12 protein-coding genes, 1 tRNA gene and 1 pseudogene are annotated in these 22,838 nt (G+C 50.1%); 7 read left to right on the top strand and 7 right to left on the bottom strand.

Going from position 1 to position 22,838, the window contains the following annotated elements:
• Nucleotides 1-151: 151 nt before the first annotated feature.
• The 4 genes and pseudogenes from NG795_RS03875 (at nucleotide 152) to NG795_RS03860 (ending at nucleotide 6,086) form a co-directional block, all read left to right on the top strand.
• The gene (locus NG795_RS03875; protein ID WP_367287353.1) at nucleotides 152-4,804 is read left to right on the top strand and encodes a PAS domain S-box protein; all 4,653 of its coding nucleotides are present in this window, start codon (nucleotides 152-154) and stop codon (nucleotides 4,802-4,804) included.
• Between the two features lie 440 nt (nucleotides 4,805-5,244).
• Nucleotides 5,245-5,403, top strand: a pseudogene (locus tag NG795_RS03870) (UPF0175 family protein); the annotation flags it as partial.
• Between the two features lie 162 nt (nucleotides 5,404-5,565).
• Nucleotides 5,566-5,874: a hypothetical protein gene (locus NG795_RS03865; protein ID WP_367287352.1), complete on the top strand. Its 309-nt coding sequence runs from the start codon at nucleotides 5,566-5,568 to the stop codon at nucleotides 5,872-5,874.
• The gene (locus NG795_RS03860; protein WP_367287351.1) at nucleotides 5,865-6,086 is read left to right on the top strand and encodes a DUF2283 domain-containing protein; all 222 of its coding nucleotides are present in this window, start codon (nucleotides 5,865-5,867) and stop codon (nucleotides 6,084-6,086) included. The genes NG795_RS03865 and NG795_RS03860 overlap by 10 nt, the downstream gene beginning before the upstream one ends.
• A gap of 278 nt (nucleotides 6,087-6,364) precedes the next feature.
• Here the strand turns inward: NG795_RS03860 and NG795_RS03855 are convergent, their stop codons facing one another.
• Together NG795_RS03855 and NG795_RS03850 are read right to left on the bottom strand one after the other, a co-directional pair.
• Nucleotides 6,365-10,666 (bottom strand): NB-ARC domain-containing protein, encoded by a 4,302-nt coding sequence (locus NG795_RS03855; protein ID WP_367287350.1) that lies wholly within the window; start codon nucleotides 10,664-10,666, stop codon nucleotides 6,365-6,367.
• Nucleotides 10,667-11,146: 480 nt separating this feature from the next.
• The gene (locus NG795_RS03850) at nucleotides 11,147-12,559 is read right to left on the bottom strand and encodes an aromatic ring-hydroxylating dioxygenase subunit alpha (RefSeq protein WP_367287349.1); all 1,413 of its coding nucleotides are present in this window, start codon (nucleotides 12,557-12,559) and stop codon (nucleotides 11,147-11,149) included.
• A 95-nt stretch (nucleotides 12,560-12,654) separates the two neighbouring features.
• On the opposite strand from NG795_RS03850, the gene NG795_RS03845 reads away from it, so the two are divergent.
• Nucleotides 12,655-13,302 (top strand): DUF938 domain-containing protein, encoded by a 648-nt coding sequence (locus tag NG795_RS03845; RefSeq protein ID WP_367287348.1) that lies wholly within the window; start codon nucleotides 12,655-12,657, stop codon nucleotides 13,300-13,302.
• Between the two features lie 241 nt (nucleotides 13,303-13,543).
• On the opposite strand, the gene NG795_RS03840 is transcribed toward NG795_RS03845, so the two are convergent.
• Both NG795_RS03840 and NG795_RS03835 read right to left on the bottom strand, forming a co-directional pair.
• Complete coding sequence (locus tag NG795_RS03840) at nucleotides 13,544-14,056, bottom strand: peptidoglycan-binding domain-containing protein (RefSeq protein ID WP_367287347.1); 513 nt, start codon at nucleotides 14,054-14,056, stop codon at nucleotides 13,544-13,546.
• Between the two features lie 184 nt (nucleotides 14,057-14,240).
• Nucleotides 14,241-15,362: a hypothetical protein gene (locus tag NG795_RS03835; RefSeq protein ID WP_367287346.1), complete on the bottom strand. Its 1,122-nt coding sequence runs from the start codon at nucleotides 15,360-15,362 to the stop codon at nucleotides 14,241-14,243.
• 421 nt (nucleotides 15,363-15,783) lie between these two features.
• Here NG795_RS03835 and NG795_RS03830 point away from each other — a divergent pair.
• Nucleotides 15,784-15,856, top strand: a tRNA-Arg gene (locus NG795_RS03830).
• A gap of 67 nt (nucleotides 15,857-15,923) precedes the next feature.
• Here the strand turns inward: NG795_RS03830 and kaiC are convergent.
• The 3 genes from kaiC to NG795_RS03815 all read right to left on the bottom strand — a co-directional run bounded on the left by kaiC (nucleotide 15,924) and on the right by NG795_RS03815 (nucleotide 18,900).
• Nucleotides 15,924-17,486: a circadian clock protein KaiC gene (kaiC, locus tag NG795_RS03825; protein ID WP_367287345.1), complete on the bottom strand. Its 1,563-nt coding sequence runs from the start codon at nucleotides 17,484-17,486 to the stop codon at nucleotides 15,924-15,926.
• A gap of 101 nt (nucleotides 17,487-17,587) precedes the next feature.
• Entirely contained in the window at nucleotides 17,588-17,902 is a 315-nt protein-coding gene (gene kaiB / locus NG795_RS03820) for a circadian clock protein KaiB (protein ID WP_015147792.1), read from the bottom strand.
• A gap of 59 nt (nucleotides 17,903-17,961) precedes the next feature.
• Nucleotides 17,962-18,900 (bottom strand): circadian clock protein KaiA, encoded by a 939-nt coding sequence (locus tag NG795_RS03815; protein ID WP_367287344.1) that lies wholly within the window; start codon nucleotides 18,898-18,900, stop codon nucleotides 17,962-17,964.
• Between the two features lie 633 nt (nucleotides 18,901-19,533).
• Here NG795_RS03815 and NG795_RS03810 point away from each other — a divergent pair.
• Nucleotides 19,534-22,743: a hybrid sensor histidine kinase/response regulator gene (locus NG795_RS03810; protein ID WP_367287343.1), complete on the top strand. Its 3,210-nt coding sequence runs from the start codon at nucleotides 19,534-19,536 to the stop codon at nucleotides 22,741-22,743.
• Nucleotides 22,744-22,838 lie beyond the last annotated feature (95 nt).

Raw genomic sequence — 22,838 nt, 5'->3', positions numbered from 1 at the left:
GGGAGACCCTGACCCATCAGGGATGGCGGCACAGAACGGGAAAAAAGGATAGACTGATTTTTGACCACAGACCTAAAAAACCCAGGGAGAAGGTCCCTCTGTAATCCCCTGAAAAACCCCTCAATTCAAACCTAGTGACCGAAGGTAATCTATGCCTATCAAACCTCCCCAAAAATCAGCAAAAAAACGGTCGAATTTAGCCAATCCAGCCCCTTATGTGGGATTTTTTAGCCGTTCCGAGGATTTACTCTGTTTACTCGGATTAGATGGGAATTTTCAAGAGGTTAATCCCGCCTGGGAACGCACCTTGGGCTTGACTCCAGAAGACCTAGTGAATCGCCCCTTTATCCCTGGGGTGCATCCGGAAGACCGAGAGCAAACAGCCGAAGAAATGGGCAAGCTATCTGAGGAAATTGAGCGGGTTAGTTTTCAAAATCGCTATCTTCAGAAAGATGGCACTTATCAGTGGATGGAGTGGGAAATCAGCCAGTCCAGGGAAGAGGGGGTGAGGTATGGATTTGGTCGAAAAATCACGGGCCCTAGCGATCGCCCCCATTTAGAAGAACCGCCACCAACCGCGCACAACCGCCACAGCATCAAATCCCTACAAGACCGTCTGCGCCGGTATCAAGCGATCGCCGGACTCTCCCCCATCGGCATCTTCCAAACCGATACCGAGGGAAAAATTCTCTATGTCAACAAAAAATGGTGTGAAATTGCCGGAATCTCCCCCCAAGAAGCAATGGGCTATGGATGGGCCCGGGCGATTCATCCCGAAGATAGCTCTTATGTCTTTGCTCAATGGTCTCAATTTATCCAAAATCCCATCGAATTTCGCATGGAATGCCGGATGGTGCATCAGGATGGGACAATTATCTGGATATTGGGCCAAGCCGTCCCTCAAACGGGAGAGAGGGGAGAAGTCACCGGGTTTGTCGGGGCCATTGTCGATATCAGCGATCGCAAACAGATGGAAGAGGCCCTCAAACAGGCCAATGAAGACCTGGAAAGCCGAGTCGCCGATCGCACTGCTGAACTCCAAGGGGCGATCGCGCAGTTACAAGGGGAAATCACCTCTCGAAACCAAGCAGAGGCCACCTTACAGAAAGAACGGGAATTCCTCAATGCCATGCTCAATAACTTAGCCGATGGCATTGCCAGTTGTGACGCCAACGGCATCATCACCCTGTTTAATCGCGCCACCCGAGAATATTGTGGACTCCCGGAAAGCCCCATCCCCGCCGAACAGTGGGGTGAGTATTACAATTTATACCGCCCCGACGGGACCGCAATGCCCATGACAGAAGTTCCCTTGTTTCGCGCCTATAGCGGCGAAACCATTCAAAATATAGAACTGATCATCGCGCCGAAACATCAGAAGCAGCGCACCCTCCTCGTGAGTGGTCAACCAATCATTGATGCCTCCGGGAACAAGCTAGGGGCCGTCATTGCCATGCGAGACATCACCGATCGCAAAGAAGCCGAAGCAGCACTCCAGGAAAGCCAATCTAGGCTCAACAGCATCCTCAACTCCCTGGATGATATGGTCTGGTCCATTAATCCCAATACCTTCGAGGTGCTGTTTTTAAACCCCGCCACGGAAACCCTCTACGGACGTCCTCTCCAAGATTTCCACGAAAATCCCCTGCTGTGGCAAGAGATGGTTCACCCCGAAGATCGCGATCGGGCTGATCGCTACAATGCAGAACTGATGGCAACCGGCAGCAGCGAAGTTGAATATCGCGTCATCCGTGCCGATGGCAATATTCGCACCATCCAAGCGCGGGGTCGGCTGATTTATGACACGAACGGTCAAGCGATCCGCATGGATGGAATTGTCACCGACATCACCGATCGCCAAGAAGCTGAAAAAGAGCGGGAACGACTGATCGCCGTCATCGAAGCCACCCCAGACTTTGTGGGCTTTGCCAACACCACAGGTAACGTTCTCTACATGAACCCCGCCGCGCGACGGCTCGTCGGCCTCCCCGACCACGAGGATATCACCACCAGGCACGTTTCAGAGTTTGTCCCTCCATCACAGCAAGAAATCATCCTTACTCAAGCCTTCCTCACCGCCGCCGAAACCGGAGTCTGGAGTGGAGAAACCGCATTGCTACACCAAGACGGTTCGGAAATACCCGCCTTACAGGTCCTAATGAGCCATCGGTCCGAAAGCGGCACTCTGGAATATTTTTCCACCATCGTCCGGGACATCACCGAACGCAAACGTGCAGAAGACACCCTGCGGCGTAACGCCTTGCAACTGGCTCAAGCCCAACAAATTGCCCATGTTGGTTCCTGGGAATTCGACCTGACCACTTATCAGGTGGAGTGGTCAAATGAACTGTTACGCATTTATAAAATGGAGGAGGCGACATCCGCACCCAGTTATGAACAGTTCTTGCAGCTTGTTCATCCCGAGGACCGTGAAATGCTCCAAGCCGCTATCAATCAGTCCCTCAGTGAAGGTCAACCGTTTGAACGCAATCACCGAATGCTGCTTGCAGATGGTTCTATCAAATTTATCTCCTCCAAAGGGCAGCCGATTTTCAGTCCAGAAGGAGAGATGGTTAAACTGATCGGAACAGGACACGACATCACCGAACGCCACGAATCTGAAGAAGCCTTGCGCCGCAGTGAAGAACTCTATCGGGCGATCGCCCGGAATTTCCCCAACGGGGCGATCGCCTTATTTGATCGGGATTTACGCTATACCCTCATCGACGGACAGGAACTAGCGGAAATTGGATTATCAAAAGCCTTCGTTGAAGGAAGAACCCTGTGGGAAGTTTGGCCTCCAGAAACCTGCGAAATAGTAGGACCCATGTATCAATTGGCACTCACGGGTGAGAGGTCAGTCTTTGAACTTCCCTATCAGCAGAGAACCTATCTCGTTCACGTTCTACCCGTGACTCATACCAATGGGGAAATCTTTGCAGGCATGGTCGTCGTTCAAAATATCACCGCCCTCAAAGAAGCAGAAACCGCCCTCAAACAGCGAGAAGAATACCTGCGCGGCATCCTAGAAAATATGCCCGTGATGATGAATGCCTTCGATGCCGAGGGACAATTTGCCGCCTGGAACCGCGAATGTGAACGAGTCACCGGCTATAGTGTCGATGAAATCGTCGGCAATCCCCAGGCGGTGGAAATGTTGTATCCCATTCCCGAAGAAAAAGCAGCGATGCTGAGTGAAATGGTTGAATTAGACAATCATTACCGGAATTGGGAACTGGATCTCACCGCCAAAGATGGGACAATTAGAACCATTGCTTGGTCGAATATTTCTAAACAATTTCCGATTCCCGGTTGGTCCGGCTGGGGGATTGGCGTTGATGTGAGCGATCGCAAACAAGCCGAAAAAGCCCTGCGCCAATCCGAAGCCGAATCGCGACAACTCGCCAATCGAGAATCCCTGATCAACCAGATTTCTAGTGATATTCGCAACTCCCTAGAGGTGGATACTATCCTGGAAACCGTTGTTCAACAGTTATACTCGTTATTGGAACTGGATCGCTGTAGTTTTATATGGTATCGCTGCTGTAGTACCCCACCCTTCTGGGAAATCGTCACCGAAGTGAAAAACCCTGAACTCGACAGTCGCATCGGGCGCTATCCCGTTGAGGGGACTCCCACCGAAGTTAAAATTGCTAATACTGAATTGATTCAGTGCGATAATTTGAGCAGCGACTGCGATCGAGAGTTCCAATCTCTTTATACGGTGTGGGGGTATCGCGCCGTGGTCATTGTGAGCATTCAAACCGCCTTGGGAGATATCGGTTGCCTGGTTTGCGGAACCCACAACCAACCCCGCAACTGGAACGAGTGGGAAGTAGAACTGTTGCAAGCCGTAGCCGAACGGTTGGCGATCGCCCTCTACCAAGCGCATTTATACCGCCAATCCCAAGAGAGCGCCCGCCAAGCCCAAGAACAAGCCGAACAAGTACAGAATACCTTACAGGAGTTACAACAAACCCAATCCCAACTGATTCAAACCGAAAAAATGTCCAGCTTAGGGCAATTAGTTGCCGGAGTCGCCCATGAAATCAATAATCCGGTCAATTTTATTCACGGCAACCTCACCCATTTGAGCAACTATACAGAAGACTTGCTGAGTATCATTAACCTGTATCAGGAAACCTATCCTAATCCTGATGCAGAACTGGAAGAGGCAATTGCCGACCTAGAACTGGACTATATTACCGAAGATTTGCCCAAAATTCTCGCCTCCATGAAAATGGGAACCGATCGCATCCGCAAAATTGTCTTAAGTTTACGCAACTTCTCCCGCCTAGACGAAGCGGACATGAAAGAAGTAGACCTCCATGAAGGGATAGAGAATACCCTGTTAATTTTGCAAAATCGGTTCAAATCGAAAGGCGATCGGCATGGCATAGAAGTGATGAGAAACTATGGGAAATTGCCCTTAATTGAGTGCTATGCGTCCCAGATGAATCAAGTTTTTATGAACATCATCAACAATGCGATCGACGCCCTAGAAAGCAACCCATCCCACTCCACCGAAACCCCACCCACCCTAGAAATTCGCACCGAAGTCAGCGGAAATTCAGCCATCATCCACATCGCCGACAACGGACCCGGCATGACCGAACAAACCAAAGCCCGCCTCTTCGACCCCTTCTTCACCACCAAACCCGTAGGCAAAGGAACCGGACTCGGATTAGCCATCAGCTATCAAATCGTAGTAGAAAAACATAACGGTATTTTAGACTGCATCACCGAACCGGGCAAAGGCAGCGAATTCATCATCCAAATCCCCATCGCCCAAAGGAGAAACTAACCCCTTTGTGCCACCGCCCCGCAGGCTGAAGCCTGGGGCTACACGAACAAAGCCTGTCCTGAGCTCCGTCGAAGGGCCCGCCTGCGCGGGCTCACCCATAAAACACTGTTCAACCTATCAATAATTCTCCCCCGTTCGTAGTAACGACTTCAGTCGTTTCCGGGCTCGTAGTAACGACTTCAGTCGTTTCCGGGTTCGTAGTAACGACTTCAGTCGTTTCCGGATTCGTAGTAACGACTTCAGTCGTTTCCGGGTTCCTAAAAGCCCAACTTATGGTAAAATAATAACGCGGACAACCGCAGTTTTGAAGAATTGATGATTAGCAGTCCTCATATCCCCCAAAAACTATGCCGAATCTCTCCCTCCCCTATCCGGATGATTTGCTACTGACTTCCGGCAAATCTCCTCAAGAATTAGAATCTTAATTACTCTTTTTACTAGCGGTAAAATTGTTTGAATTACGACGAATTTCTCTGGGCAAAGCCGCCCATTTTTGTCAAATGAATAAACTGCAATTCATGTATGAACTTGGACGATTGAAAATCCCAGTAATCAACCTGGATGATGACCAAATTGCTGATGAATTACGGGATGATTAATCAAATTGTTATTGCCGACAGCAGTCCCTTGATATCCCTAGCAATTATTCAGCAACTACAGCAAAAGCCATTGCCTTAGCTCAATCTACTCCAGCTTGGATTGTTACTTCGCCCTGTATTAGAATAATTAAAAAAATCAACCATGAGGAAAAGGTTGGAATTGTGAGCCAGATATTAACCGACTATCAGGGGCGTGGGGTACGGCTAACTGATGAACGATTGGCCCATATTTTACTACATCCGGAAATGGCCAACATGGAAAAAGAGATTGCCATAACCTTGCGAAATCCCCAAGCCGTTCGGAAATCCCGGAACGATGAAAATGTTTGTTTAAACTACCGCTACTATCTAGGAACCCAAGTCGGGGACAAGTGGCTGTGTGTAGTGGTAAAATATATAGAAACAGACGCTTTTGTTATTACAGCTTATTTAACCGATAAACAAAAGAAAGGAGAACAAATATGGCCCTAACCTTAAAGATTTGGTATGATAAAGAAGCGGATTTTTTAGAGGTCATTTTTTCCGATAAAGCCGGTTATATGCGAGAAACTGACCATGATGGCATTATGGAACGGATAGATGAAGAGGGGAATATTTTAGGATTTTCTGTGATGCAGGTGAGTCATCTCTCAACGGAAAAACCACTGATTGCTGAGTTGGTGGGAAAGGTCCAGGGTGGATAGCCTCTATCGCCGGTGAAAACCGAGGCGAATAGGCATCTAAATAGGGGGGTAGTATGAGGTTTTCTCTGCTGCTGATTGGGTTATCCTTCAGGTTGAGAGAAAAGGGTTTTCTGTACTATCAGAGTTCAGCAGAAAGTGGGATGATGGAGTGGGTGAGGGATGAAAAATTTAACCCTTCCCTAGCAGAAAGGGTACGACAGATGACGGTGAGAATTGTCTTTGCTCTCCTCCCATCAAGCGGGCATCCTCACCCCGATGGAATGCAGAAACCCAGGTTCTCACACCCCCTCCAACCGCAAAAAATGCACCCGCCCCGACGCCTCACCCGCCACCACCGTCACCCCATTCGGTGCAATCGCACAACAGAATAACACACCGTCACCCCCAAAACTGGCAACGACATCTCCCGTCGCCAAATTCCAGAGTTTCAGGGTGTTATCCATAGATGCCGAAACCGCTTGTTTTCCGTCTGGGGTGATGGCCACTGCTTGTACAAAGCTTCTATGCCCGGTGAGGGTGGCCAGTTCCTCTCCCCTTCCCAAATCCCACAGTTTCAGGGTGGTATCCTCTGATGCCGAAACCGCTTGTTTCCCGTCCGGGGTGATTGCCACTGCGATTACGTCGGCACTATGCCCGATGAGGGTGGCCAGTTCCGACCCCGTTGCCAAATCCCACAGTTTCAGGGTCTTATCCCCCGATGCCGAAACCGCTTGTTTCCCGTCCGGGGTGATTGCCACTGCTTTTACTGGGCTACTATGCCCGGTGAGGGTGGCCAGTTCCGACCCCGTCGCCAAATCCCACAGTTTTAGTGTGTTATCCTCGGATGCGGAAAGCGCTTGTTTGCCGTCTGGGGTGATGGCCACTGCATTTACCCAGCTACTATGCCCAGTGAGGGTAGCCAGTTCCTCTCCCGTTCCCCAATCCCACAATTTCAGGGTCTTACCCCAGGATGCCGAAACCGCTTGTTTCCCGTCCGGGGTGATGGCCACTGCTTTTACTGGGCTACTATGCCCGGTCAGAGTGGTCAGTTCCGATCCTGTCGCTAAATCCCACAGTTTCATCTTATCCGATGATGTGGATGATGCGGAAACCGCTTGTTTCCCGTCCGGGGTGATTGCCACTGCGATTACGTCGGCACTATGCCCGGTGAGGGTGGCGAGTTCCTCTCCCCTGTCCAAATCCCACAGTTTCAGAGTGTTATCCCAGGATGCGGAAACCGCGTGTTTCCCGTCCGGGGCGATCGCCACTGCATTTACCGAGTAACTATGTCCGGCGAGGGTGGCAAGTTCTTCTCCCGTTACCAAATCCCACAGTTTTAGGGTGTTATCCAAAGATGCCGAAACCGCTTGTTTCCCGTCCGGGCTGATGGCTACTGCATTTACTGGGCTAGTATGCCAGAGAGTGGCGAGTTCCGACCCCGTTACCAAATCCCACAGTTTTAGGGTGTTATCCAAAGATGCCGAAACCGCTTGTTTCCCGTCCGGGCTGATGGCCACTGCATTTACCCAGTCATCATGCCCGGTGAGGGTGGCGAGTTCTTCTCCCGTTGCCAAATCCCACAGTTTTAGGGTGTTATCCGATGATGCGGAAACCGCTTGTTTCCCGTCCGGGCTGATGGCTACTGCATTTACTGGGCTAGTAGTATGCCAGAGAGTGGCGAGTTCTTCTCCCGTTGCCAAATCCCACAGTTTTAGGGTGTTATCCGATGATGCGGAAACCGCTTGTTTCCCGTCCGGGGTGATGGCCACTGCATATACCGAGTTACTATGGCCCGAAAGGGTGGCCAGTTCCTCTCCCCTTGCCAAATCCCATAGTTTTAGGGTGTTATCCGATGATGCGGAAAGCGCTTGTTTGCCGTCCGGGGTGATGGCCACTGCATATACTGAGTTACTATGCCCAGTGAGGGTGGCCAGTTCCGACCCCGTTGCCAAATCCCACAGTTTCAGGGTCTTATCCTCTGATGCCGAAACCGCTTGTTTCCCATCCGGGGTGATGGTCACTGCATATACCAAGCTATGATGTCCAATGAGGGTACGCAGCAGCGCCCCGCCTGCTGGGTTAAGACTGGGGCTGAGAGGGCGAAACCAGGGTTTTCCCTGGTAATTTTTTGCCTGAGTGAGGAGTTGCTCAATTTCCGGGGCTGTTGTGGCTGCTGATTCTCCTGTACCTTCCCTAGAAAGCTCAGATTCCGCCTGGTTCCCCTTAAAAAAGGGGGAAAAGAGGAGTTGGCTCCGTTTTTCTGCTGGGGTCTGGGAATGTTTCGGTAAATACGGCCGCAGAAGCGGCATTTTTTCCCAGAAAAAGCGAGACTCTGACACAGGCACAGGAGAAGGCGAGACAAATGACAGCAACCGCCCTAGCAGTTGTCCTGCTAGTTGCGTCTTATCTTCCCCTAATATATGTGCCGAGTTGCGAATGGCACTTTCCAGCAATCTCAGGGGGTCTCTGGTTCCGGCCTCTCCCCTGTGAACTGACTCAAAATCCATCAGCAATGCCTTGACATCCGTTGCATCCAGTTTCGCTTGTAACCAGGGAAAGTGTAACAGCAGGTGGCGGATTTCCTCGGGGCGGTGTTGCAGGTGATGGGTGATTAAATGGTGGAAAAAATAGCCATCATCCTCCACGGTGTGATATCCCTGGGGATAGCGCTGGCGATAGCTATTTAAAAACCGTTCCTGTACCCGGGAAATGTCCCCCACCTGTTTTCGCACATAGTCCAACTGCAAGTCATGGAGGGTGATCCGCCCCTGGGAATCGCGGAAGGCGAGGGACCGTTTCACTAGGGTATCCACTACATCCTGGACATCATATTCCGTTAACCCCTCCCTGGCCCAAAATCCGACTAACACTGCTTCCGGGATGGGGGTATCTTCGGGAAAAATGCCAAAATCCAGATATCGCTGTGCCATCGCTGGAGGAAGTGCATCGACGCTGACTTGGAGTGCTTTGAATAAGTTGGGATAAGGATAATCTGGGAAATCCTGGTGCAGTTTCTCTAAATCCGCTGTTTGCAATTTATGTAAGACGTTTTGCCAGCGATTGGCGGGTTCCCCAGCTACCATCGCCCCACAAATCGCCACCGCTAAGGGCAAATACCCGCACTCCCGCGCTACTTCTGCCGCTTCCGGGGGCAAAGTTTCCCAATGTTCCCCCGCCCACTGCGCCAGCAACCCTAATGCTTGAGCTTCGGTGAGTAACCCGACTTCATGCCCCTGTGCCCCGAATCCGGTAATCAATGCGGCATCCCGAGTGGTCAGCAATAGCTGACAATGGGTCCCTAAAACGTCAAATGCGGCGGCATGGGGCATCTGCCAGACATCATCTAAAATCAACAAACAGGCTTTATCCGCCAGCAATTTTCGGAGTTCCGCTTTCCCTTGGGGGATATCTTCAAAATAGGGACGATTTCCCAGGAGGTAACCGGCAATGTCGGTTTGTCGCGTCACTATATCCGGGGTTTGACCCAGGGTCACCCACATCACTCCATCGGGAAACTGTCGCTGCACTTCCTCCTCTTGCGCGACTGCGGCAGCTAACAGGGTTTTGCCGATGCCACCCATCCCCTGCACCCCCACGCGCTGGGAAACCCCGGTCATTACCAGTTTCTGACTCTCGTTTCCGAGGAGTTTCTGCTTGATTTGGGCCAGTTCTTCCGGGCGAGGGAGGAATTTTGGGGGGAGATTGGGGACGTTGTAGAGGGGAGATGGGGGAGATGGGTAGGATGGGTAGGATGGGGAGGATTGTTGTAGGTGGGCTAAGATTTGTTTTGAGAGGCGGATTTGTTGCTGGTTATCTTGGCGTAATGCGGTTTCAAGTTCGCCAAATAGGGCGGTGAGTTCGGTTTTATTGGGGAGTTCGTCGATGCGATCGCAGATGTGCCGCAATATCCCCACGGTTTCTCGCTGTAAGTCTAACAGCATCTTCTTAAATGCCTGTTTCCCCACGGCATCATCTGCCAACACTTCCCGCAGGTTTGTGGCAAATCTCTGGTTCAGGTGATGGGCGAGCGCCTCAATTGCCGGTTCATACTTTTCCAGATCTACATCTGCCCCCAAATGCTGCTGCATCAACCCTCGGACAACAATTTCCCACTGCGGTTCGTCTAATACCCGTAGATTGTCATAGTCTCCGGCATTGGCAGAAAAGGCATAGCGAATCTGACTCTCGTCCAGGGGGGATAACTTTTCGTCGGGAAGTTTGCTGGAGTCAGTTTTCAGCCAATAGTCAACGGTTTTATCTGCCAAAGCGCGTAATATCTTCTGCTGCGATTTGGTAAACTCTTTCTCATCGGCAACGGCGCGAATCCCCAGGGCGATCGCCTCTCCTGTTGCCCTCCCTAAGTCTTGATTCTTTAAGATATCGGGATTGCTGCGTAATCTATCGATTAATGCGCCAAAGTTATTGGCAGTCATGCCCGATAGCACATTGCCGAGGAAGTTGGAAACGGCAACGGCATCCACGGCATATTTTGCGGCTAAAATTCCAGGAACATGACCGCAACCCAAGGCGGCTAATGATAATATAGCGGTGCCACCGATGAGCAGTTTGTGGGTCTTCAGGAAATCGCGGGGGTTTGTCATAGCAATAGGGTCGGCAGAGGGGATTTTCACCTAGTTTGGGTATAGCATAAAATGACCCTGATGGGTAGCAACAACCGGCGGGGGATAAATCCCCCGCCTAATAGCTAAAGTCGGTCGAAACCGACTGAAAGCCCCACGGTATAAGACTTGCAGTCGTCTTTAGACTTGATTCTATGAGGCCGCCAATCGATTTATCCCCCGCCGGTTGTGGCAACGGGTGCAAGATGTCGGTTGAAACCAACTGAAAATACCACGGGACAAGACTTGCAGTCGTCTTTAGACGACTTTAGCTGTTAGGCGGGGGATTTATCCCCCGCCGGTTGTGGCCACCCCGCCGGTTGTGGCAACGGGTGCAAGATGTCGGTTGAAACCAACTGAAAATACCACGGGACAAGACTTGCAGTCGTCTTTAGACGACTTTAGCTGTTAGGCGGGGGATAAATCCCCCGCCGGTTGTGGCCACCCCGCCGGTTGTTGCAACTACTTCTTCTTCTCCGGCAGATTCCTAGGCGGGATATCTCGCCCTTCGTAGAACCGGCGTTCTAACTTACCTAATCCCCACCAGAGCGCACTTAGGGCCAGGGTAATGCTGGTGGAAATGGCAACGGTGGGAACGGTGTTTTCGGTGGCGATTACGGTTAATAAGGGGGCGGTTATCCAGGCGATCGCCGCCAAAATCCCCGCCAGTTCTCGCAGTTTCTGGATGCGGCGCAAGGCGGTGGAACAACTGCGGCAATGGATGGTGTGGGAATGATAGCGATCGAGTAATTCTTGGCGCGATCGCAACGGTGGAAAGGATTCCCCAGGAAAGGGATCGGCGTCATACTCATTCACCCACTTCCGAAATGCCAGCACAAACAAATCCGCTTTTGTGGGCAGATAAAAGGCTTTAGCAATTCTCTCACTCCCTCCGGCTGCCTCTAAATATCGCTCTTGATGGTATAGAAAAATCTGGTCATCTTCCAAGATAGCATTCTGTCCAATATGAGAATACCACTCCGGGGTTAATTTAATAAAAGTTGCTGGAACTTTTGAGGCAAACTGGAAGGGAAATCGGGCAAATAATCGACATTCTCCTTTGCGAATTGGCGTTGCATAAACAACTGTCATCGTTCTGCCAAATTGCTTGGAGGTGAGGTCATGCCACATCAGTCCCGGGGCGATGAAATGGGTCTGCTGACTGCCTAAAGTGCCTTTGCGCGGTCCTTCTTCCCAGAATCCTTCAAATCCTTGTTTTCCAGAAGCAATCACTTCCAAGTCAACCTTGCTAGCAGTGGAACGGTTGCCAACGGTACGATGATGGGTATAGGGGATATGACTGGCATCGAGAACATTTTCTAATAGAGTGAGTGCATCATAGGGTAAGTCGCGAAAGGTGTTTAAACAAACCCACTTTTCCGGGGATTCTTCCAAGGGGTCAATCAAGGGAACTTTTGTCTGTGTTGCATTCTCCGGATTCCCCGCATATACGAATAACAATCCCTGATGTTCTGCGGTGGGAAAGTTTCTCACGCAGGCTCGTTCTGACTGTTCTGCTTTGCCGCCTTCATTCTGTTGGGGAATCGTTTCGCACTTGCCGGTTGCGGAAAAAGCCCATCCATGATAGGGACATTCTATCCAACCTTTTTCATTAATTCTGCCCTCGGATAGAGGTGCGAGACGGTGGGGACATTTATCTTCAAATGCCCGCCAAGACTGCCCGGTTTTATCCCACCAAATGGCTAAGTCTACTCCCAATAGAGTAAATCTCATGATTTTGGACGGGTCCAAATCTTGGAGATAATAGACGGGATACCAAGCTTCGCGAACATCAAAGCGATGGGGGTCGTTGCCTCCGGGTTCAGTGTTGAAAGAGGGTGCGGTTTCTAAGGCGATCGCCTCGTTTGCTATCATACTATTTCAGTTAAGTTTGCTCGATGATTGTCCGACAGTTTGCTATTCTAATTTTAGAATGTTAATCCCCTGAATGGGCAAATTTTAGAAAAGAAATGAACCATCCCAATGATGCTAGACGATTCGCCCCAGCGACTCAACGCAACCGTGAACCGATTTTAAAGGTATTGCGTCGGGTTCTCCCGCCAACGGGAACGGTGTTAGAAGTGGCAAGCGGAAGCGGTGAACACGCCATCTTTTTTGCACCTCGTCTCAAACCGCGCCTATGGCAACCGAGTGAAGCGGAACCGATATTACGGGACAGTATTCTCGCCTGGATGAAGGAGGTTCCATCAGACAATCTTTTCCCTCCGATTCATCTCAATGTTGCGGAGTCGGTTTGGTCAATTGAATCTCCTGAAAATTCCCAGGTAAATGTATCGGAGATTACGGCAATCGTTGCCATTAATTTAATTCATATTTCTCCGTTTACGGCCACTTTAGGATTGATGGCAGGGGCGAGTCGAATTCTACCTGTGGGGGGGATTTTGTACCTGTATGGTCCTTTTAAACGGGGAGGAAAACATACTGCCCCATCAAATGCAAGTTTTGATGAGATGCTGCAACAGCAAAACTCAGAATGGGGGGTTAGAAATTTAGAAGAGGTGGAGGCAGTTGCTCTTGAAAATGGCTTGAACTTACTGGAAATTGTGGAAATGCCTGCTAATAATTTATCCGTGGTTTTTCAGAAAATTGATAGGTAAAATAGACCTGAAACCCGCAGGCTAAAGCCTGGGGCTATACGAACAAAGCCCGCCTGCGCGGGCTAATAGAAAAAACGAATTTTGATAACTAAATTGGGGTTAGGAGTGGGAGCATCTTACGCCCTTTTTATTACCAAATCCGGTTATCTCAAGTCTATTTTCCTTCTTAGCCCGCGAAGGCGGGCTTCGTCCGTATAGCCCCAGGCTTCAGCCTGCGGGGTTTTTATTTAATCCTAATCCATTAAGACTGAATATCCGGCTCAATAAATTTATTATTGGCGCGGATAAATTGGGCTGTGCCTTGATTGGTAATCACTAACCAGGGTTTGCCGGTGCGATCGCCTTGTACCGGATTCGTATAATCGGGATGACGGGTGACGATACTGCCGCCCGTGAGGGTACTTTCCACGGGAAATTCAAATCCCGGGCCGCTACGGGTATTTAATCCGCCTTGGGTGACAATCCTCCATTCCGGCCAATTGCCGGTACTAAAATCCCCGGAGGGACTGACTGGAGGCGGGGAAACTCGCGTGGGTAGGGTAATTCCGGCGACGGCGCGAGTGATCGCACTTTCGGTTTTCTCTCCCACCACTCCATCGACGGTGAGTCCGGATTCCGCTTGAAAGGCTTTCACAATCTCCTCAAGAAGAGGGCCAAAGTTCGGGTTAAACCGCCCAACGTTATATCCTAACTTTTCTAATTGCATCTGTAATTGTTCGACTTGCGACCCTGTATCACCTTGTTGTAATGCCATTTGTTTATAACCTCTAGTGTTGATTCAAAATGACTGGGAATTTCCAAAAATATCCCCATCTTTTCCCATTTTAGCGATTCTCTCCCAATTCGGAGTCAGGATAAGACGAGGCAGGAAAGGGAAATTTCTCCAATGTTCGTAGTAACGACTTCAGTCGTTCCCGCAATTCCAGACGACCAATCCCCTACCCCACAACCCAATTTCCCAGAGATTCACTAGAATCAAAAAAGTCCTCAGATTCAACAGCGATCGCCTCGGATTTGTCCGATTTGGGGGTGGGGGAGAAGACTGCCGGAGAAAACATCTCCCATAAGGTTCGTAAGTAAGGGACAAATAACTCATACTCTTCTGATGTGAGCCGATCGCGCAATTGTCGTCCTAACAGATTGAGCATTTGCCGCACTAATTCCCACTGCACCCCCAAGGAGGGATACAGCATCACACAGAGGGGAAACAACTCCTGTTGTACCGATGCAATACTTTGTTCTAGGACACAAGCCCAGAGATAGACTTGGAACATCTCCACATCGCGCAGGCTGGATTTGCGGATGCGTTCATCAGTCAGGGAACCGCTGTTACTGCGGTATCGGGGATATAGTTGCCGAATGCGATCGCAAATTTCTGTAGCAATCTCTGAACTCACCGGCAGCAATTTTCTCACCGCCTGTAAGGGAGAATCATCCCACTCTAACTTTGCTGCCGCTTCATAGACCCGTTGCAGGGGTAAATTTAAGTATTCCTGAATCACCCTAAAATAACTTTCCAGTTGCGATCGCTCAGTTTGGGAAACCTGCTGCAACAGCAACTGCCCGGTATAGTAAAATTGGAGATTGACAAAAGCCAGAGTTAAAGGTTCCGAAGTCGCTTGCACTTGTCGCAATCTACCCAAAATTGGAGACATCGCCCCGGCCAGTTGTTGAGCAGATTTCCCTTGGATATATAGTTCCAGCGCTTGGTCATAAATTTGATGAGTTTTCGCCGCAATCTCCCAGGAATTGAGATGTTGGGAGTCAATGGAATGCTGTTTTAAAGTGGGTGCTAAAAGCATTTCAGTTTTTGACCACCCTTGAGCGATACATAAGCGTAATGACTGCCGCAGGGAATCCCCTACCCGTTCCCGCGTCATTAATTCAGACTCATCCACGCCAGTGCGATCGGCCCCGTTCTCTTCTACTTGGGACTCCAAATGTAGCTTCTGCACATACCGCTTCGCCCATTCTTGTGCGAACGACGTTACCGGAGCAACTTCGGTCTCAGAAGGCCATCGAATATAGCGAGCATAACGTCCAGCGATCGGTTTATTCATCAGTTTGACTGTCTTGGGAATGGAGTGGGGGTCAGGCTAAAGTTAAAAGTTATCGGTCTATCGCCCGGTGATCTCGGAGATAGGGGAGGTCAAATCTTAAACATTCCCTCTAAATTTTAACTTTTTTTAAGTTTTCTCTCTACCCTCCCTGGAAAGGGCCAGATATTTAGGCCTCTCGACGAGAAGGTATCAAAGGAAAGGGACCGGAATGAGCTTCATATCCAATCCGGTTTTGCCCCGTCTGTTTTGTCTATAGACCGCGCAGGAGAATCTCCCAGCCTATAGTCCCACCCTAGAATTTGTCTGAATTTGTCGATCCTTATTGACCCATGCCCATTTGTGGATCAACCGAGTCCCCGGAAAAAAAGTATTTTTACTTATAGCTATTCTAACAAACAGGTGATATAGTTAGAGATCGTTAGGGCACGTAGCTCAGGGGATAGAGCACCAGATTCCGGTTCTGGGTGTCGGGGGTTCAAATCCCTCCGTGCTCGTTGGGTGATTAACACTTCATAAAAAAGGGGGCCAGTTTAAACCTGGCCCCTTTTTTTATGCCTGTCCTTAAAGTTCGTCCCCAGTTTTTCCCTGCACCCCTTTGACAATGCGGGAGAGTTCCGTTTTTTCATCTACCGAAATCCGGGACGGAGAACCACTGATAATCCGTTCATAATTGCGGAACGAATCTTTAATATCCGGTCCCTTCTGACTAATCGAGTATTCCCGAATCCCTTTATCATGCCAAGAACCGCGCATTTTGAAGACGTTAATCGCCCGGGACATTTCCCCGCGAATTTCCACATACTGCAACATCAAAATGGTATCGGTAATGGTAGAAATATGGGATTCCGTAATCGAATGCGCCCCCATGAATTGGTCGGTGGTATTCGTGAAAAATCCCGTTATTTCCTCTTGTTTAGCATAGCCGGTTACCCCAATCACAAATTGACGAAACGCATTGTTACTGACCCCGCGAGCTAAGGCCGATAGAGAATCAATAGCAATCCGAGCCGGTTTAAATTCCGAGATATCAGTTTTAATGATTTGTAAGTGGTCTTCCAACCCAGCCGACTCAGGATAAGCACAGAGAATTCTCAGCAATCCCTTCTCTTCCAGTTCTTCAAAATCAATGCCCCAGGAATAAGCATTTCGGAGCAGTTGAGCGCGGGATTCTTCGTAGGCAAACATCATCGCCCGTTGCCCACTCTTACAGGCATCCTCCAAGAATTTGCTGACCAGGAGGGTTTTTCCGGTGCCCGTTGCGCCAGTTGCCAGAATAATCGAATCCTTGAAAAATCCACCGCCACACATGGTATCGAGGGTTTTGACCCCGGAAGAAACCCGGACATTTGAAGATCGTTGGGTGAGGCGCATAGCCCCGAGGGGGAAGATATTAATCCCTTCATTGGTGATAGTGAAAGGATATTCCCCTTTCATGTGGGTAGTGCCGCGCAATTTCAAAATTTCCAGGGTCCGGCGACGCCGTTCGCCTTCTAAGACATTGCGAACAATGACCACATTATCAGAGACAAATTCTTCCACTCCAAACCGGGCCACGGGTCCATATTCTTCGACTCGTTCCGTGGTCATAATGGTCGTTGCGCCCACTTGTTTGAGACGGGCCACTAAGCGGAAGATTTCCCGACGAACCACCGATGCGGCATCATATTGTTGAAAGACGGCAGTTACAGAGTCAATAGAGACTCGTTTAGCTTTGTATTTGCGAATGGCATACTGAATCCGCTCAATCAAGGCAGAAAGGTCAAAATTTCCGACCACATCTTGTCCTTCTGGGTCCGGCGAAGCATCGAGAATAAACAGTTTACCTTGGTCAATTAAGCTTTGCAGGTCCCAGCCAAAACTATAGGCGTTTTTGATAATATCGCTGGGAGATTCTTCAAAGGTTACGAAGACCCCGGGTTCCTCGAAAAAGGTAATACCGTTATAGAGGAACTGGACCGCGAACAATGTTTTTCCGGTCCCGGAGGTGCCGCTGACTAAGGTCGTTCTACCCACTGGCATTCCACCATGACTGATGTCATCAAATCCCTCAATCATGGTGCGGATTTTATGGACACCAAGGGGCATACGTTCTTCGCTTTCTCCAGATGGCTTAGTAAGATTCATAGGGCGAGTTTAAAATGACAAGAAGGCTAGGGGTGAGGGATGATGGACCTTGGATTATAATTTAATCGAGAGAAGTTTGGATAGTTGGGAACCGAGTGATTTCACTCAAATTCTCGTTCTTCTCGTAATTCTTCATAGAGGAGGTCTAAACCGATCAAGACTTTTTCGCGGTCCGAGAGGTCTCCAATGATTTTGCGGACGGGAGGGGGCAGGATTTTGGAGAGGGTGGGGGTTGCCAAGATTTTATCCTCTTCGGCGAGTTGAGGATTTTTCAAGACATCAATCACTTTGAGGGCATAAACTCCTTCAAATTCTTGCTCTAAAATATCTTTGAGTGTTTTTAAAGCTCGCACCGAGTTGGGGGTGTTCCCCGCGACGTAAAGCTTGAGAACGTAGGTTTTCTTGGGGTTAATCATGGATTCACTTCGGAAAAATTGGGCAGAGAAGAGAAACAGGGGTTTGGACTGAGATTCGATTAAGCATCTCTAGGAATTGAGCGGCGATACATTTCACATAAATGGGCGATAATATCAATGAGAGTTAATCGGTAGTCTAAGAGAATTTCTTCACTGCGCCCTTCTAGTTTAAGTTGTTTGGAAAAATCATCCATTAAATCCATGTGTATTTCCACAATCTGGGTGACGGAAATATCAGCCAAAAAAGCGGTGCTGACCATCTCATCAATTTTTTGATTGAGGGAGCCATCGCTTGAGAAATAATTCAAAACAATATCACGATATTCGGCTTGGAGTTCATCTAAAAAATGTTGTCGTTCTGCGGGAGGGAGGTTCCGCAGAAAGCGTTTGGGATTGCGTTTGTAGTACACACCAAGGTATCCTAATCGCTCCCTCAATTTTTCGGCGAGCATTCGTTGCTGAGGGCCGAGAAAGTTTTGAGTGGAGGTGTCTGGAGATGAATTGGGGGTGGGTTGAGTGCGATCGCTTTCCCAGGAGACTGGGGAGAAGTTAATAAACTGGGTGATCGCTTTTTCGACAGCACGACCGATCTCGGGGAGTTGAGGTACCGAAATGTGGCTTTCAGCGGTATGATAGACCACTTTGGAGGAGACAAACTCCCCATTTTCCGGGGATTTGACGGCAGTGAGTAGGATGTCGTTAAGGTCAGAAGCTGGAGCTTCGGCTGATTCACTGGCTTGATGGGAACCCAGATGTACAATCACTGCAGGCAAGAGCGTGGATTGTCGATGGAGTTGACGGGTGAGGCCCTTTAAGTTGGGATGAGCTTGTAAAATTAAACAGTCAAGCTGTTGCTTTTCTCGTTCGACAAAGGCGAGAAACTCATCAGCCCCCTGAAAATAAGTGAGCGCATAGCGATCGCTCTCCAAAAACTGGGTGAGCGATTGCGCCAGGATATCCGACGGCCCGAAAGTACAAATAGACAGTTTGTTTTGCAAAACGTTATTAGAAAATCGATGTTCCAATTGACGAATCGTGCAGCCGCAACGTTCAATTGCCCCGCCTCCATGACTGGTGGCTCAAGGTTGTGTTAAACATTCAACAAACACTCTACCTAAATTGTAATGGGTTGCCCGGGGTCACACCCCATTGAGATCCATAATTGATCTGTACCTGGAGTCATGAGCGGTTGTCTCCAAACGCCAACCATCTGATTCCCGGGTGATTCTGTATCGGTTATCCCAAATGACTTAGACAACAAAGCAGGACATACTAGGAAGTTGGTGCAGTAGAGGGAAGACAAACCGGATTTTTTCACAAAATCTCTAGTAACTAGGACCAAGGTGGTTAGGAAACCCGCTTTCTTGTCCGATTGATCTGAGCGCTACCCGGATGCTGTAGGCGTTAGAGTAAAAGCCCGATGGAAAGGCATCCTGTGAGGCCAACCCCCCACTGCTGGGTGTTACCGTTAGCTGAACACTCCATTCTGAATTTTGCAAGATCTTCATCCCCAGTTCCCTATGTTAAAGACCCCCCTACTCTTAGAAGAATTTACACTCCCTACCCCTGTATGCCCGCAAACGGTAAGTATAGCAGAGTTGTGGCATCGCTTGAGCATCAGCGCGGGGCGGATGTCTGCATTTGGGCACCTCATCCTCCTCGATGAAGCGGAAGCTCCGGTAGGGGTCCTCGATGTGGGCTGTTTGCTCCTGGATTTATTACAAGGGGAAACTACGAATCCGGATTGGGGGTTAAGCGAGGAGAGAAATAGCCTGCCTCACACGGATTTAGGCACCTTGATAGCCCGCTTCTGTTCGGTCGTGGGGAATGGCAGCCAGAATGGGGAAGGGGTTCCCGATGCACCGACTGCCCATGATTTAGACATTTGGCAGCAAGCAGTGGCCGGATTGAGTCCCCGAGCAGTCGCCTCGGTGGAGAGGGTGGAGGCTAGGATGAGCTTAACTCAGTTCTGGGAGAGACTCCAAACCCAAGACCCGGACCGACCTAGGCAACCGGCGTGGGTGGTGGTGGATGCCGAGGGCAAATGCTTAGGGTTGTTGGATTTTCCCCGGGCGATCGCGGCGATCGCCCAAAATACCAGATTCGTTCCTCAGAACCCAGGAACCCCTGAGCAACCGTCCGGAGGTCCCGAGGCCCTCAGTGGGATCAAAGCTTGGCCGTTTGGGGCGGTTCGTCCCCTGGGGGAACTCCTAGAAGAAATTCCCTTGCCCATGAAATTGCAAACTTCAGGGGGGAAAGTGGCCATTTACAACCAAGCATGGCGGACCTACTTTGACTCCTTCTCAGAACCGGAGACTGACCCCTCCGGTGAAGTCCGCACCCCATTCCAACCGACCTCGAATCGGGAACCAGACCACTTAGAACACCCAGACTCAGACCCTCTGAGCAGGGGTTTATGTCCCTTACCGAAAGGGTCGGACCGCGTGTGGCAGTTTGTGAAAATCCCGATCGGTCTTGCTTTCTCAGAGCGATCGCCCAATATGTCCGGGCAGGATTCCCCCTTGGACCCTTCACAAGGGCCAGAATTTGCGGACCCCCACTCCACCGGGAATCACCCCCCAGTTTCGGCCTCCATCCCCTCGGATGGGTCCCAGACAGAATCCCTCTGGTTGGTTCTCGCTCAAGATGTCACGGTTCAGCAGCAAGTCGCCAAAGAGCTGGCGGCCAAAAATGCCGATTTGATGCAAATGAACCGGCTCAAAGATGAATTTCTGGCCTGTATCAGTCACGAACTCAAAACCCCCCTCACCGCTGTTCTGGGATTATCCAGTTTGCTCAAAGAACGGACCCTCGGCCCCCTGACCGATCGCCAAGCTCGCTATGCTCAAATGATCTACACCAGTGGGCGACATTTGATGAATGTGGTCAACGATATCCTGGATCTCACCCGGATCGAGAGTGGACAGATGGAACTGATTCTCGAACCCGTGAGCATCCCGGATGTCTGCGATCGCGCCTTTGACCAAGCCAAACAGGCCCATCATCCCTCCGATGCCCCAGTTCATGGCAGCAGCAGCAATGCCGCCATTACCGAACTCGAAATCCCCTTTACCCTGGAACTGGAACCCGGTTTACCGAGCCCGGTGGCGGATGAATTGCGCCTGCGCCAAATGCTGTACAATCTCATCTCTAACGCCATTAAATTCACCGCCAATGGCGGAGAAATTGGCCTGAGAGTGAATCGCTGGGAAGGCTGGCTGGCATTCACCGTCTGGGATACGGGGATTGGCATTCCTGCCCAAAAACAGCACTTGATTTTTCAAAAATTCCAACAATTGGAAAACCCGATGACCAGGCAGTTTGAGGGAACGGGTTTGGGATTGGCGTTAACTCAGCGCCTTGCGCGTGCTCATGGGGGGGATGTGACTTTTATTTCCAAAGAAGGGGTGGGGAGTGAATTTACCCTGCTGTTACCCCCTTGTCCCCCGCAACAGACCACGACCCTCACGGAACGCACAGCCCCCACAAAGAACCGCTTAATTTTAATTGTGGAAGCGGTCCCTCGATATATTGATGATTTGACCGAACGGTTCAATGAGTTGGGTTATCACGTCGCGATCGCCCGTGCAGGGACTGAGGCGGTGGAAAAGGCTCGACGCTTACAACCTCGGGCTATTTTTTTGAATTTATTCTTGCCGATGCTCTCCGGTTGGGACGTGCTGACCCTGCTCAAATCTGACCCCCAAACCCGACATATCCCGGCGATCGTCATGGCAACGGAGGTGGACAAGGAACGGGCGATTCGGGCGCAGTGTAATGGGTTTTTAACCCTGCCTGTGAAGGGAAATTCCCTGGAAAAAACTTTAGAGGGGTTAATGCAGCAGGACCCGTTCGAGGAGAGTTTGGCAACCCCACAAACCACCCTGACGGTGTTGCGATTGAGTCCATTTGACCCGGAATATCGGGACCTCGACGAGCGATCGCCCGAGGAGTACAGCAATGGGTTGAGCGATCAACTCAACGGACTACTCGCCTCGGGGTTAAATCCCTCAGCGTCCTATCATTATCGGGTTTTAGAGGCCGATGATCTTGAACAAGCTGAATTATTGGCCCGAGTCTGGCATCTGGACGCCATCTTGCTGGATCCCGCCCATCACCTCCCCAACCCCAGTCTGTTTATCCAACAATTCAGCCAATATCCCGCCCTCGCTGCGGTCCCCCTGGTGACCCTCGATCGCCAAATTGCTCTATCCGCCTCTCAAGTACCCGGGTTGACGGTGTTTCCCTATCTCAACCCCGTTCATGGCAGCGATAAGACGGATGAGGCTCAATGGCCCAATGTCACAGCGTTATTCCAGGCGGTGGAAGTCGCCGTGGGAATGAGTTCTAAACCGGCAATTTTAGCCATTGATCTCTCGATTTTGTGCCAGTTTTCGGACCGATACGAAGCCGTCACCCCGGGAGTATCGAAACGGTCGGGAACTGCGGAATCGGGCCGTTTCCCCGTCGATTCTACCTCGACCAAACACGAGTGGTTACAAGCTTCGATTCAATATATTCAAACCGCTGGTTTTAGATGTTGGATGGGTCGTTCTTGGTCAGAAGTTTGGCAGCAATTGCAACATCAAAGTGTGGATTTGCTGTTAATTTATGTTCCGGATTCTCTCCCCCCTCAGTTCCCAATGGAGGCGCTGAAAGTGTTGGAACAACTTCCCGATCGCCCCGCCATTTTAATCGTCGATCGCTCCTTAGAAACCCCCGAAGCAGCCACCAACGGAGAATTCCGGTCCAGTTTAAAGGCGATCGCCACCCAACTCTTACCCCCTTCTCTATCAATGGAGGAGTTACTCGATTCCATTAACCAATCGTTGAAAATTTGAATCAGAGATGGGGAAGATGGGGAAGTTCGTAGTAACGCATTCAGGCGTTATCCGATGTTCGTAGTAACGACTTCAGTCGTTCTCTTATCCAAGTT

It is taken from the genome of Laspinema palackyanum D2c, assembly GCF_025370875.1.
Lineage (GTDB): Bacteria > Cyanobacteriota > Cyanobacteriia > Cyanobacteriales > Laspinemataceae > Laspinema > Laspinema palackyanum.
This window is presented reverse-complemented; position numbering and strand designations above follow the sequence as displayed.